The sequence below is a fragment of the Massilia puerhi genome (assembly GCF_009861485.1).
The window spans coordinates 100599-115135 of the sequence record NZ_WOFW01000001.1 but is presented as its reverse complement, the minus strand read 5'-3'; the positions used below and the strand labels follow the sequence as shown (position 1 = coordinate 115135).

Annotated in this window: 7 protein-coding genes; 4 read left to right on the top strand and 3 right to left on the bottom strand. The window is 68.1% G+C overall.

The window, feature by feature from the left end; all coding sequences use genetic code 11:
• Positions 1-87: 87 nt before the first annotated feature.
• Positions 88-1629, bottom strand: coding sequence for an FAD-dependent oxidoreductase (locus GNT67_RS00500; protein ID WP_159627570.1), 1542 nt, complete (start codon positions 1627-1629; stop codon positions 88-90).
• Between the two features lie 228 nt (positions 1630-1857).
• On the opposite strand from GNT67_RS00500, the gene GNT67_RS00495 reads away from it, so the two are divergent.
• The 4 genes from GNT67_RS00495 to GNT67_RS00480 all read left to right on the top strand — a co-directional run bounded on the left by GNT67_RS00495 (position 1858) and on the right by GNT67_RS00480 (position 9849).
• Positions 1858-3192: an HD-GYP domain-containing protein gene (locus GNT67_RS00495; protein WP_370659214.1), complete on the top strand. Its 1335-nt coding sequence runs from the start codon at positions 1858-1860 to the stop codon at positions 3190-3192.
• A 245-nt stretch (positions 3193-3437) separates the two neighbouring features.
• Complete coding sequence (locus GNT67_RS00490) at positions 3438-6089, top strand: TonB-dependent receptor (protein WP_159627566.1); 2652 nt, start codon at positions 3438-3440, stop codon at positions 6087-6089.
• A 65-nt stretch (positions 6090-6154) separates the two neighbouring features.
• The gene (locus GNT67_RS00485; protein ID WP_159627564.1) at positions 6155-8560 is read left to right on the top strand and encodes a family 20 glycosylhydrolase; all 2406 of its coding nucleotides are present in this window, start codon (positions 6155-6157) and stop codon (positions 8558-8560) included.
• The gene (locus GNT67_RS00480) at positions 8557-9849 is read left to right on the top strand and encodes an MFS transporter (RefSeq protein WP_159627562.1); all 1293 of its coding nucleotides are present in this window, start codon (positions 8557-8559) and stop codon (positions 9847-9849) included. The genes GNT67_RS00485 and GNT67_RS00480 overlap by 4 nt, the downstream gene beginning before the upstream one ends.
• Here the strand turns inward: GNT67_RS00480 and GNT67_RS00475 are convergent.
• A complete protein-coding gene (locus GNT67_RS00475) occupies positions 9836-10780 on the bottom strand; it encodes an AraC family transcriptional regulator (RefSeq protein ID WP_159627560.1) in 945 nt (314 codons plus the stop codon). The two genes, GNT67_RS00480 and GNT67_RS00475, sit on opposite strands and share 14 nt — an antisense overlap.
• Before the next feature lie 99 nt (positions 10781-10879).
• Complete coding sequence (locus GNT67_RS03035) at positions 10880-14428, bottom strand: DUF4214 domain-containing protein (protein ID WP_308637846.1); 3549 nt, start codon at positions 14426-14428, stop codon at positions 10880-10882.
• Between the last annotated feature and the right edge of the window lie 109 nt (positions 14429-14537).

Here is a 14537-nt window from a genome sequence, read left to right as displayed (position 1 = left end):
GTTGCAAGCAGCAAGGGCGGCATCCCCGGCCGCCATCCCGAACACCGGCTCGCGCCGGTGTTCGTGCTTGTGCGCGTTGCATTCGCGTTATGGCGCCTCGCCGCTGGCCAGGATGACCTTCGCCAGCGGTGCCGGCGCGGGGCCGTGCAGCACATTGCCGTCGACATCGAAACGCGAGGCGTGGCAGGGGCAATCCCACGATTGCTCGGCGCCGTTCCAGTGCACCGCGCAGCCGAGGTGGGTGCACCTGGCCGACAACGCGTGCAGCGCGCCATCGGCATCGCGGTGGACCGCCACCCGGCGCAGACCCTGGCGCAGCACCGCACCATCGCCGGGCGCGATCGCCTGCACCGCATCGACTTCGCCGCCACCGAGCCATTCGCCGTAGCGCGCCGCCACGGCGGCCTGCGCGCTGGCGAACTGACCCAGCCCGTGCACGGGCTTTCGCGCCGGATCGTAGAGCGCGCTCCAGGGATTCGGCCGCTCCATGATCAGGTCGGTTACCAGCATGGCGCCGATGGTGCAATGGGTCATGCCATTGCCCGAGTCGCCCGTGATCAGGTAGACGTTCTGGTCGTCCATCGGATTGCGGCCCAGGAAGGCCAGCCCGTCGTTCGGCTCCATCACTTCGCCCGACCAGCGCCAGGCGAGTTCGCGCGCCATCGGAAAGCGGTCGCGCGCCCAGTGTTCCAGCGCGTCATGGCGGTGGCCGGGCCGCGCGTCCTGGCCCGTCTTGTGGTCGGCGCCGCCCACGATCAAGACCTCGTCGCCAGCGCTGCCGGCGGCCAGCCGCACATAGTGGTACGGGTCGCCCAGGTCCCACAGCAACAGGTGAGGCAGCACGCCATGCGGCACGCGCAAGCCGATCACATAGCTGCGGTAGCCGGCCTGCTTGGTATGCATCACGAGGCGGTCATTGAACGGCGTGTGGGTGGCGACCACCACGCTGTGGGCCCGGATCTGTCCATGGTCGAGCGTCACCAGCTGGCGCCGGTGGTCGCCGCGGATTCGGCGCGCGTGGCTGGCGCCATGGATGCGGCCGCCACGCCGGATGACGGCGCGCGCCAGGCCGTCGAGGTATTTGAGCGGATGCAGCTGGGCCTGGCCCGGATAGCACACCGCGGGGCCGGTGTCGTAGCCGAGTCCCGGCACACCCTTGACCAGCTCGGCCTGCACCCCGGCGCGCGCCGCGGCATCGCACTCGCGTTGCAACAGCGGCTGGCCACCCGCGTCCTGTGCGACCAGGTAGCCATCCAGGTGTTCGAACTCGCAGGCGATGCCTTCGCGGCGCACGATGGACTCGACCGTCTGCAGGGCGTGGGCATAGCTACCGGCCACCAGGCGCGTCTGCGCATGGCCGAAACGCCGCTCGATGCCGTGGTACCACTCGTCGGGCGGAAAGAAATGGGCGGCGCTGCGGCCGGTCTCGCCGGCGCCGACGCCAAGCGCATCGATGACGGCCACGTCCTTGTCTTGCAGCGCCAGCAGGTAGGCGGCGGTGAGGCCGGCGATGCCGGCGCCGATCACGCACACCTCGGCCTCTTGCGCGCCCACGAGGGAAGGGAACACGGGCACGGTCGCGGTGTCCATCCAGATCGACGTCGAACTGCCGTTGGTCGCGCCGCGCATGCTGAGCCTCCCGCTGAGGAACGTGTCGATTCGCGCAATTGCAAAAGCCAGTCTAGCGCGCCGACACAAAGGGGGGAGCACGATGTGGCGCCGATGCCGCATCGAATGGCATTTCAGTTGGCAGGCATGCGCTACGCTACTTTTATGGCGTAGTATCAATCTTTATTGCATATTGGAATTAAAATGAAGCCGCTGTCCATGCCCGTGGAATCCCTGCTTCCCAGCGCCATGAAGCTGTCCGAGTTGATCGGCACGCTCAGTTACGCCCTCGACATCACGGAAGGCCAGCCGGCCGGCCATTGCGTACGCTGTTGCTGGATCGGCATGCATATCGGGCGCGCGGCCGGCCTGTCGGAGCAGGCATTGTGGGAGCTGTACTATGCGCTGCTACTCAAAGACCTCGGCTGCAGCAGCAATGCGGCGCGCATCTGCGAGCTCTATCTCACCGATGACCTGGATTTCAAGCGCGGTTTCAAGACCGTGGGCGACAGCTTGCCGCAGGTGCTGGGCTTCGTCCTCAAGCATACCGGGCTCAAGGCCGGACTGGCGGAACGCTTCCGCAGCGTGATGACGATCCTGCGCGACGGTCCTGCCATCGCCCAGGACCTGATCGCTACGCGCTGCCAGCGCGGGGCGGATATCGCGCGCCTGCTGCGCTTTCCCGAAGGCGTGGCGCAAGGCATCTATTCGCTCGACGAGCATTTCAATGGCAAGGGCAAACCGGCCCAGCTGGCCGGCGAAGCCATCCCCGTCATTGCCCGTATTGCCCTGCTGGCCCAGGTGATCGATGTGTTCCACACCGCCGAAGGGCGCGCGGCGGCACTGCGCGAAGCGAGCGCCCGGGCCGGCGCCTGGTTCGATCCGCGCCTGGTGGCGGCGTTCGAGGCGGTGGCGCGGGACGACGCGTTCTGGCATACCCTGGCCAGCCCCGGGATCGACCGCGCCGTCCTGGCGCTCGAGCCGGCCGGCCACGAGGTTGCGCTCGACGAAGACTACCTGGACGATATCGCCGCCGCCTTCGGCCAGGTGGTCGATGCCAAGAGTCCCTATACCAGTGGCCACAGCGGCAGGGTGGCGCTGTACACCGACATGATCGGTGAAGCGCTCGGCCTGTCGCCGCAGCGACGCCGCTGGCTCAAGCGCGGCGCCCTGCTGCACGACGTCGGCAAGCTGGGCGTGAGCAACAGTGTGCTGGACAAGGCAGGCTCGCTCGACCGCAGCGAGTGGGATGCGGTACGCCAGCACGCCGAGTACACCGAGACCATTCTTGGCCGCATTACCGCGTTTGCGGAACTGGCGGCGATCGCCGGCGCCCACCACGAGCGGCTCGATGGCGGCGGCTATCCGCGCGGCCTGGCGGCCGAAGAAATTCGCCTGGAAACCCGCATCATCACGACCGCCGACATCTTCGACGCCATCACCGCGGAGCGTCCGTATCGCGGCGCCATCCCGATTCCCCAAGCGCTCGAGATGATGGAAAAAACGGTCGGCACCGCGCTCGACCCGGACTGCTTCGACGCGCTCAGGCGCGCCGTGGCGAAAGTGCCATTCCCCGCCAACTGATCCTGTTTTATCGCTGTCACCGATGCCTGCCACATGCGGCAGGCACGGTCGCGCGCGCGTGTCGCATTGCCACATGCAGATGTCGCCTTCATGAAAAATTGCAGATTGGATAGCAAGATTTGACAAACATGGCGTTCACGATGCCTCCAGAATGGGTTCATAAATAAATACCAAGAGACGCCCGGACGTCCAGCAAGTCGACAGCAAGGGTGTGTGGAACAACCAACCTGGTTTTGGAGAGACGTATGAACGAGTTGAAGGCACGGCAGTACCAGCGCACCGCGATCGCGGCGGCGGTGGCAGGGGTGGCGATGTCGATGGGGCAGGCGCAGGCCCAGGCGCCGTTGCAGGAGCAGCCGGTCGCCGGACCGCAGACGGTGGTCGTGACCGGCGTACGCGCCGCGCTCGAGCAGTCGCTGCGCCAGAAGCGCAACGCCGACGCCGTGGTCGAGGTGGTGACCGCCGAGGACATCGGCAAGATGCCCGACAAGAACGTGGCCGACGCCATCCAGCGCCTGCCGGGCGTGAATACCCAATCCTCGGCCGGCGGCGAAGGTGGCTTCGGCGAGAACGACCGCGTCAGCCTGCGCGGCACCAGCCCCAGCCTGCAGCAGACCCTGTTCAACGGCCATGCGATCAGCACCGGCGACTGGTTCGTGCTCAACCAGATCGGCGGCAACGTCGGCCGCTCCAGCAGTTTCTCGCTGCTGCCGTCGGAGCTGGTCGGCTCGATCGTGGTCCAGAAAAGCCCCACCGCCGACCTGGTCGAAGGCGGCGTCTCGGGCGCCATCAACGTCATCACGCGCCGTCCGCTCGACTTCAAGCAGCAGCTGACGGTCGAGGCCTCGGTGCAGGCCAACTACAACGACCTGTCGAGCAAGACCGAGCCGCACCTGTCGGGCCTGGTGAGCTGGAAGAACGCCAGCAATACCGCCGGCATCCTGATCCAGGGCTTTTCCGAGAAAGCCGCGGTGCGCCGCGACGGCCAGGAAATCCTGGGCTATACCCCGATCAGCGCGACCAGCGCGGCCGCCATCGCCAACCCGGCACTGGCCGGCGTGGTGGTGCCGACCTTTATCGGCGCGGCCCTGTTCGAGCAGACCAAGAAACGCGAGGGCGGCGCCTTCGACATCGAGGTGCGTCCCAACCGCGACCTGACCCTCGACCTGAACGGCTTCTATTCCAAGCTCGAAGCGCCGCACCAGAACACCAACTCGCTGGCCGCGCCGGCCAACTCGATCAATAGCCTGGGCCTGATTCCCGGCAATCCGGTGGTGCGCAACAACACCCTGGTGGGCGCCTCCTTCACCCGCAACGCCGGCGAGGTCGACAACATCTACCGTCCGGATGCGGGTGGCGAATCGTGGTACCTCGACTTCAATGGCAAGTGGCGCGTCAGCGAGCGCTTCAGCCTATCGGGCAAGGTCGGCAAGACCCATGGCGTGGGCTGGGACCGCGACGACGTCTATTACCAGAACAACGTCGATGGCGGCATGACCTATGCGCTCAACGGCCTGGCGCCGGCCTCGGTGAGCTACCCGGGCGGCAACACCGCCGTGCCCGGCTCGACGGCCTGGGCCGGCGGCGGCGAATCGCAGTCGGTGGACCGCGAAGAATACGCCCAGCTCGACGGCGAGCTGCGCCTGGATAACCCGACCTTCCATACCGTCCGTTTCGGCGCGCGCTGGACCGACCACAAACGCACCGCCGAGCATCCGCTGGAAACCCGTCCCGGCCCGACCGGCTTTACCAACCCGCAACCGGCCTGGAACGGCCAGATGTATCCCGACGATTTCGGCAGCGACATCGGCGGCTACAGCGGCATCCCTTACTTCAAGTACGACGGCGCGGCGCTCGGCGCCTGGGGCGCGATCCCCGGCAACCGCCTGCTCGATTATGTGCTGCGGCATAACTGGATGAACGAATTCGAGGTGGCCGAGAAGACCGCGGCGCTGTACGGCATGGTCGACTTCGGCGGCGACGACTGGAGCGGCAATATCGGCCTGCGCGCGATCGAGACGCGCCAGCGCACGGTGGTGAACCTGCCGGGCGGCCCGACCCCGATCACCGGCTCGGCCTTCGGTCCCTACACGCCGACCACCTTCGAGCGCACCTACCGCGACTACCTGCCAAGCGCCAACCTGAAGTACAACCTGACGCCCGACCTGACCTTGCGCACCGCGCTGGCCAAGACCATCGCGCGCCCCGACTACAGCGCGCTGGGCGGCTCGGTCTCGCTCAACGACGATGCCTTGAGTGGCAGCGGCGGCAATGTCAACCTGGACCCGGTGCGCTCGACCAACTTCGACATCGGCGCCGAGTGGTATTACGCACCGAAGGCGCTGCTGTCGGCCGGCCTGTTCTACATGGACCTGCGCTCGATCGTGGCCCAGGGCACCTCGACCGGCAGCTACTACAACAACAAGCGCGAGACCTTCACCGAGTACCAGATCACGTCGCCCTACAACACCAGCGGCAAGAACAAGGGCGTGGAACTGAGCTGGCAGCAGCCTTTCCTGGACAACTTCGGCATGCTGGTCAACTACACCTATGCCGACGGTGAACTCGATGACGGCGGCGAGCTGCTCAACTCCTCGAAGAACACCTATAACGTGACCGGTTACTTCGAGAACGAGCGCTTCTCGGCGCGCCTGGCGTATAACTGGCGCTCGAAGTACAAGGCCGGCGTGGACCGTGGCGCCAGCCAGCACGTGGACGACATGCCGTCGCTGGCGGCGTCGGTCAATGTCAAGTTGACCGACAAGCTGACCCTGACCTTCGATGCGCTGAACCTCACCAACGAAACCATCAAGATGTACGCCGAGAACGAGGACCGGCCGCGCGCCTTCTACTCGAACGGCCGTACCTTCTACCTCGGCCTGCGCGGCAAGCTGTGATCGACCGGGAAGGCGGCAATGGCCGCCTTCCCGCCTGGAACAAGACCCCGAATTTCATCCCCATTATGGAACGTCCCAGCGGCGGCCCGGCGATCTCGATCGCCTGGGAATGCCTGAGCAACTTCACGCGCGACGACGCGTTCACGGCGCGGCTCACGCTGCGCAATAGCGGCCCGGCGCCCATCGCGCCCGGCTGGACCCTGTGCTTCAATACCTGCCGCAAGATCCTGCCCGAGACCGTCAGCGCGGGCTTTGCTGTCGCCCACCTGAACGGCGACCTGTTCGGCCTGAGCATGCCATCAAGCGCCGCCTGGCTGCCGGGCCAGGAATACGTCGTCGTCTACGAAGCCCTGCACTGGGCGATCAGCATCACCGATGCGCCGCTCGGCTTCTACCTGCTCGACGCCCACGGCCGCGCCTTCGACCTGGGCGACCCGGCGATTGCCCCGTTCACCAGACCCGAGCAGCGCCACCGCATGCAGGGCGACCTGCTGCCGACGGCCGATGCGGCCTGGCGCTTCGGACAGAACGCGGCCCTGTCGCTGTTGAGCCAGGACCAGGTCGGCCGCATCACGCCACGCCCGATCAGGGCGCGTTTCGACGCGCGCCAGTGCTGGCTGGGGCGGTCCACGGCGGTGGCAAGCAGCACAGGACTCGACAACGAGACCGCATTCCTGCATGCGCTCCTGGCGCCACTGCCGGAAACTGCAGGCAGCACCCGGATCGTGCTCGAGACCGATCCCGCAATGGCGCCCGAAGCCTATCTGCTGGAGATCGCACCCGACCGGGTACTGGTGCGCGGCGCCGGCGCCCACGGCGTATTCAACGGCCTGCAAAGCCTGGCCCAGCTGCTGGCGCCAGACGGCGCACTGCCGTGCGGACGGGTGGAAGACGCGCCGCGCTTCGCCTACCGCGGCATGATGCTCGACGTGGCGCGCCATTTTTCCAGCGTCGACACCGTGCTGCGCCTGCTCGACTGCATGGCGCGCTACAAGCTCAATCGCTTCCACTTTCACCTGACCGACGACGAAGGCTGGCGCCTGGCGATCGGCGCGCTGCCCGAACTGACCGAGATCGGCGCGCGCCGTGGCGTGGCGGCGCCGGGCGAGCCGCCGTGCCTGCCGCCGTCCTTCGGTTCTGGCGCCGATACCCGCTCGCCCGCCGGCAGCGGCTTCTACACGGCGGACGAATTCGTGACCATCCTGCGCCACGCGCAGGCGTTGCACATCGAGGTGATCCCCGAATTCAATATGCCGGGCCATGCGCGCGCGGCAGTCGAGGCGATGCGGGTGCGCCATGCGCGCCTGTGCGCCGCCGGCGATCCCGAGGGCGCCGCCGAATACCTGTTGAGCGATCCTGACGACGCCTCGACCTATGAATCGGTGCAGCTGTGGCATGACAATGTGATGTGCATCGCGCTGCCCTCGGTCGAGCGCTTCATCGACACCGTGGTGGGCGAGGTCGCGGCGTTGTACCGCAAGGCCGGCGTGCCGCTGCGCGTGCTGCACACGGGCGGCGACGAGGTGCCGGTCGGCGCCTGGCTCGGCTCGCCCATCTGCCAGGCGCGCATGCGCGCACATGGCTGGCATGAAGCGCGCCAGTTGCGCGACGATTTCCAGGCGCGCTGCCGGGCGATCCTGGCGCGCCACGGCATCGCTTTTACCGGCTGGGAAGAGACCGCGCTGGCCGCGAACCCGGCCACTGCCACCCACGGAGAACAGGTCTATGTCTGGAACAACGGCTGGGGCTCGGGCCAGGAAGACTGCGCCAACCGCCTGGCCAATGCCGGCTACCAGGTGGTGTTGTCCAACGCCGCCAGCCTGTACTTCGACTTCGCCTATGCCAAGCATCCGCAGGAGCCGGGCTACTACTGGGCCGGCTTCGTCGACACCCGGGATCCGTTCGGATTGACGCCGCTCGACAAGCCGCTGCTGCCGGCGCACGACGCGATGGGCCGCGCGCCGGGCGCCGCGCAGGTGGCGGCCCTGGCGCCGCTCGACGCCGATGGCCGCGGGCGCATCGCGGGCCTGCAGGGGCAGTTGTGGGGCGAGAATGCCAGCAGCCGGGAACGGGTCGAATATTTGACGATGCCGCGCCTGATCGGCCTGGCCGAGCGGGCCTGGAGCCCGGACCCCGCATGGACGCAGCCCGCCGAACTGGCGCGCGACTGGAACGAATTCGCCAACCGCCTCGGCCAGCGCGAGCTGGCGCGCCTGGACCGCCTGCCCGAACCATGGCGCTACCGCCTGCCGCCGCCCGGCGCGGTGGTGTGCGACGGCGTGCTGCATGCGAATGTCGACCTGCCGGGCCTGGCCCTGCATTACACTCTCGATGGGAGCGAGCCCGGCGCCCACAGTCCGCGCTACACGGCGCCGGTGACGCTGGCCGGCAGCCGCAGCGTCAAGCTGGCCAGTCTCGATACCCGGGGCCGCGCCAGCCGCATCGTCACCCTGAACCTGGAACTGCCATGACCGCCCTGAACGACGCCCCGGCCGCCGCGCTCAAGCGCCGCCATCCGCTCAGCTGGGTCCCGACCCTGTACCTGGCCCAGGGCCTGCCGTTCTACGCGGTGGCCCTGGTGGCGGGCCAGATGCTCAAGAGCATGGGCGTGCCGAACGACCAGATCGCGCGCTGGACCGGCCTTCTTGGACTGGCCTGGGCCTTCAAGGCGCTGTGGAGCCCGTTCATGGAACTGGCCCCCAGCCGGCGCCTGGCGGTGGTCGCCTGCCAGCTGATCGGCGGCGCCTGCCTGGCCCTGGTGGCGCTGGCGCTGCAACTGCCGATGTGGTTTGCGCTGTGCATCGCGCTGCTGGCGATCGTCTCGCTGGCCTCGAGTACCCACGACATCGTCGCCGACGGCATCTATATCGCCAGCCTCGATGCGCGCGAGCAGGCCGCCTATGCCGGCTGGCAGGGCGCCTTCTTCAATGCGGCCAAGTTCATTTCGCTCGGCGGCCTGCTGATCCTGGCCGGCGCACTGGAACAGCGGCTCGGCATCGAGGCCGCCTGGACCACCGTGTTCCTGCTGCTGGGCGGCCTGATGGCGCTGCTCGGGCTGTACCATATCCGCGCGCTGCCGGCCACGCCGCGCGTTGGCACGGCAGGGCACAGCCTGGCCGGCATCGGCGCCACCCTGGCCGACGTCATCAAGACCTTTTTTGCCAAGCCGGGCATCTGGATGGCGATCCTGTTCATCATCCTGTTCCGCGCCGGCGAAGGGCAGATCCAGTCGATCGGCCCGCTGTTCCTGCGCGATGCGCGCGCGGTCGGCGGCCTGGGCCTCACCACCGCCGAAGTGGGCTGGGCCTACGGCACCGTCGGCACCGCCGCCTTTTTGATCGGCAGTATCGCCGGCGGCTATTTCACGGCCTGGTTGAGCCTCAAGCGCGCCTTGCCGATCCTGATCCTGGCCATGAACCTGCCCAATGCCGCCTTCTGGTACCTGAGCCACGCGCAACCGGAATCGATGGCGCTGATCGTGGCCCTGCTGGGGATCGAGATGTTCGGCTACGGCTTCGGCTTCGTGGGCGTGATCCTGTTCATCATGCAGGTGGTAGCCAGCGGCCGCTACCAGGCGGCCCACTATGCGCTGGGCACCGGCTTCATGCAGCTTGGCTTCGTGCTGTTCCGCACCATCAGCGGCGATATCCAGCAGGCGCTGGGCTACCGCGATTTCTTCCTGTGGGTGCTGCTGGCCAGCGTGCCGGTGCTGGTGCTGAGCAGGTTCATGCGGCTGGAGAGCCAGGCTAGCGCTTCTTGACCGGCAGCGCCAGCCAGCCCTGCCAGCCGCCGTCGCCATCGCGCTCGACCTGCTGGATATGGGGCCGGGTGGCGTCCAGCCGCCACACTGACTGGTGTTCGAGCCAGTCTTCGTACATGGCCCGAAAGCGTGGCCATTCGCCATGGAAGTCGAGGCAGGCATAGCTCCCGGCTGGCAGCAGGCGCAGGCCAAGCGTCGGGTCGTCGCCCGGCGCGGCTGCGCCAAAGCCGAAGTCGTAGCAGTATTCGCGCTCGCCGGTAAAGCCGGGATCCTCGTCGAACACGCCATACCAGGGCGCGCCGCGCGCGAGCCCCTCGCGTTCGCGCTCGCAGATGAAGGCATTGCAGGCCAGCGACAGCGTGGCCCCCGACTGGCCGAAGAAGCGCTGGTAGCGCAGGCTCACCGCGGGCAGGTTGCGCACGGCGACGCGGGCGGCGACGCTGCCCGGTGCGGGCGGGCAGTAGGGCGCCTGCAGGGCGGCCAGGTTGCTCGGCTCGGCCACGAAGAAACTGACGTCGCTCTCGCGCCCGACCTGGGCGTCCATGTAGGCGCGCCAGCCGCCGTCGCGCCACTCCTTGGCCGACATCGCGAACTGCTGGCGGAATGCCTTGGCGAAGGCGGCGTTGGACGGAAACCCGCAGTCCTGGGCGATGCGCCCGACCGGCACGTCCGGCTCGTGGCGCAGCAGGTGGGCGGCGCGGCGCAGGCGGCGCTTGCGCTGGTATTCGACCGCCGAGAAGCCGGTGAGTTCACGGAAGATGCGGTCGAAGTGGTAGCTCGAATAGCTGGCCGAGGCGGCCAGGCTGCCCAGGGCCAGCGGATCGCCCACCGAATCGAGCATCAGGTCCATCACCTCGTACAGGCGCGAATCGCGCGCGCCGGCACGGGTGCGCGATGGGGGAGATGCGGCGGAAAGGGCGTGAGCGGACATCGCATAATGTCATTACAAAACTGAATGAATTATGCGGCCAAACGCGCTGCCGTGGCGAATTGTGTGTGTCCGTGACAACAACGCGTCGCCTGGACGCTTTCAGCCGCCCCACGGCTGGTAGGCGATGCCCTGGCCGATCAGCGGCGCCACCGCGTCGACGTTTTCGGCGCTCTCGCTGAACGCCGCCAGCACGGTGGCCAGGTCGGCGCGCTGCGAATCGAGCACGTCGACCCAGAAGTCGAAGCCGCCCTGTTCCGGCGCCCGGTCCAGGATATGGTTGTAGAGCAGGGTGACGATGGCGGCGTTGTTTGGCGCCGGGCCGTAGATGTCGCGAAATTCGCTGGAAGCGATGAACCATTCGGCGACGCCATGCAGCGTCATGCCGCGGTCGAAAGCAGCGATCCAGTAGCCGAGGCCGCCTTCATCGGGCGTGCGGTCGAAGGCGGCGCGGTACAGGCGGTAGGCCTGGGCCGCGACGCCGTCGATGTCGAGGGCGATGCCACCATCGGCGAACGCCAGGCGTTCGACGCCATCGAGCTGGTCGGTGCCGCCGTAGGCTGCGGCGTCGTCCTGCACCACCCACTTGCCGGCCGCGGCGCCCTGGCTGACCGCATATTCCTCGCGCAGGCGGAAATAGCGTGCCGTGTCGAGACCGGCGCCACCAGACAACTGGTCGTCGCCGGCATCGCCCACCAGCACATCGTCGCCGGCGCCGCCAAGCAGGCGGTCGTCCAGCCAGCTGCCGAGCAGCACGTCGTTGCCGCCGGTACCGGCCAGGTCGAGCGGCATCGTCGAGCCGTTTGGATCGACGCGGCCGCTGAAGTTATCGAGGGTGAGCGCGCTGCGCAAGACATCCTTGAAGGTCAGGATGTCGCGGTAGGCGTTGGCGTCGCCCGCTTCGCTGTTCAGGCGGCCCTGCAGGATGGTGTCGGCGCCGCGCTGGACCAGGCGCAGGTTGCCGTCGGCCGCGAACGGATTGCGGCCGTTGGCCTGCAGCAGCGGCAGCACGTCGAGCATATCGCCGCCGGCGCCAGCTGCGAAGTCGGTGATGGTGTACGCGCCGAAGGTGGAAAACATCAAGGCCTGGTAAGTGTCGCGGCCCGCGCCGCCCTCGGCCGTGACCTGCACCGCGCCGCCGCCCAGGTGGACCGCGATCAAGTCGTCGCCGGCGCCGCCGCGCACCTGCACCGTGCCGCTGGCGGGCTGGCTGCGGCTGCTGTGGACGTCGAGGCGGTCATTGCCGTCGCCGCCATCGAGCAGGACATCGCCGCCGGTAGCCGTCAGGTAGTCGTTGCCGGCGTCGCCATACAGGCGCGCAATGCCGGTGTCGGCGGCCACCAGCTGGTCGTCGCCATCGCCGCCGCGCAGGATGTTATTGCCGGAATAATCGTACAGGAAGTCATTGCCTGCGCCGCCTTCGAGTACGTCGTTGCCCAGGCCGCCGTCGAGGGTATCGTTGCCGGCGCCGCCGCGCAGCAGGTCGTCGAGCCGGCCGCCGGTGATCCGCTCGGCGCCGGGACCGCCGTCGATGGTCTGGCCACGCGACGAGCCGTCCGGGTGGCTGCCTTCGTTGAAGTTGTCCGAGGTGAAGGCGGCAAGCGTCGTGTTGTCGAGCACCACCTGGGTGGTATAGGCGCCGGGGCCAGCCGCGCCATCGCGGTCGATCTGCAGCAGCACCCGGCTCCCGTCCTGCACCAGGCGCGCGTGGCCGCTGCCGAACGGATTGAGGTCGGTCGGGGCGAAGAACGAGAACAGATCCAGCACATCGCCCTTGGCGCCGGTCTGGAAATCGCGGATCGTCACCAGCGCGCCCGCTTCGGTGTATTGCGCGAAGCCGTAACGGTCGCTGCCCGCGCCACCCGTGACCGAGATGGCGCGCGGCGCCCGCTGGTTCGAGAACCACAGGCTGTCGTTGCCGTCGCCGGCGTCGATCTCGAGCAGCGGCGCGCCGACCGGATCGACGCCGGCCGTGACGTGGATCTGGTCGTTGCCGCTGCCGCCCAGCACGCGCCGCACCGCGCTGCCGGCGACATGGAGGCTGTCGTCGCCGGCGCCGCCGTCGAGCAGCGATCCCGTACCACCGAACCAGGCGCCGTCGTCATACAGGTAATCCTTGCCGGCGCCGCCGCGCAGGACATTATTGCCATGCGAATCGCGCAGCTCGTCGTCGCCGTCGCCGCCGTCGAGCGTGTCGTCGCCTTCGCCGCCATCGAGCCTGTCGTTGCCGAAGCCGCCCTGCAGCAGGTCGTTGCCGGTGCCCCCCAGCAGCGTGTCGTTGCCGTCGCCGCCGCGCAGGGTGTCGTTGCCGGCGCGCCCTTCGATCCGGTCATTGCCGCCCAGGCCCTCGATGACGTCGTCCAGCGTATCGCCCACCAGCACGTCGTCGCCGGCGCTGCCCACCAGGGTGGCCCCCTGGCTGCTGCCATTCGGGTTGTAGCCGTTGACGAAGTGCGCGCCGCTCAGCGCGGCCAGCGGCATATTGGCCAGTACCGCCGCCATCATCGGCGCGTGCGCGCTGCCGGCCGCGCCGTCGCGGTCGATGGTCAGGTGCACGTCGGCGCCCGACTGGTAGGCGTTCAGGTAGCCGGCCGGGCCGAAGGCGTTGCCAGTCAGGTCGCTCGGCAGCAGGGCCGTGAAGTCGAGCCGGTCGCCGGCGCCGAGATCGGTGATCGTCAGGTTGATGCCAATGGCGTGGAACTGGTACAGGTCGGCGCCGGCGCCGCCCGTGGCGCGCAGCGCGACGGTCGGCGGCGTCACGTCCAAGCGCAGGGTGTCGTTGCCGCTGCCGCCATCGAGCGTCACGGTGCGCGCCGCATGGTTGTTGCTGTGAATGAAGAATGTGTCGTCGCCGGCGCCACCGAGCAGGGTGTCGCTGCCGTTGCCGCCGAACAGGCGGTCGTTGTCGTCTCCGCCATCGAGCAGGTTGCTGCCATACGACACGCTGCGCAGCTCGTCCTGGCCGCGGCCGCCGCGCAGGATGTCGTTGCCGTCGCCGCCTTCGAGCAGGTCGTCGCCGTCGCCGCCCTCGAGCACGTCGTCGCCGGCGCCACCGACCAGCTGGTCGTTGCCGCCAAGGCCGGCCAGGGTGTCGTCGAGAGCGCCGCCGACCAGCCGGTCATTGCCGGCGCTGCCGGTCAGGGTCATGCCCTTGGTGCTGCCGCGCGGATCGTAGCCGTCGACGAAGTTGGCGCCCGTGAGCTGGTCTGCTTGCACGCCGCGCAAGGTGGCGACATTCAGGTAGGCGCCGGCGTCGAGCCGCTGCAGCAGGGTGTCGGCACCGGAAGCGAGCAGGCGCAACTGGCCGCTGGCGAAGGGATTGCCGGTGTAGCCGAAGTCATTCAGGTAGCGGATGTCGATCTGGTCGCCGCCAGCGCCAGTGGTGAAATCGGTGATCGCCACCTGGACGCCGGCCGCCGGGTCGCTGGCGCGGCGCAACACATAGACATCGCTGCCGGCGCCGCCAGTGATCATGGCCGTGGCCTTGGAGCGGCCGAACAGATTGATGTCGATGCGGTCGTTGCCGGCGCCGGCATCGACGATGGTGGTGGCGCCGTCGAGCGTAAAGAAGCTCAGTTCGATCAGATCGTCCTGCGCCGTACCGGTGATGGAGGTGGAAGAGAGAGGTGCTGCGGCAGGGGCGGCGGACATGGCGTACGGGTCACAAAAGAGGAGCTCCACTATTGCCGATTGTAATGACGCCGTCTAGCGAAAATAGCGGGTCATGCAAAAGGATTAAGATTGATGTAAACACGCAGGA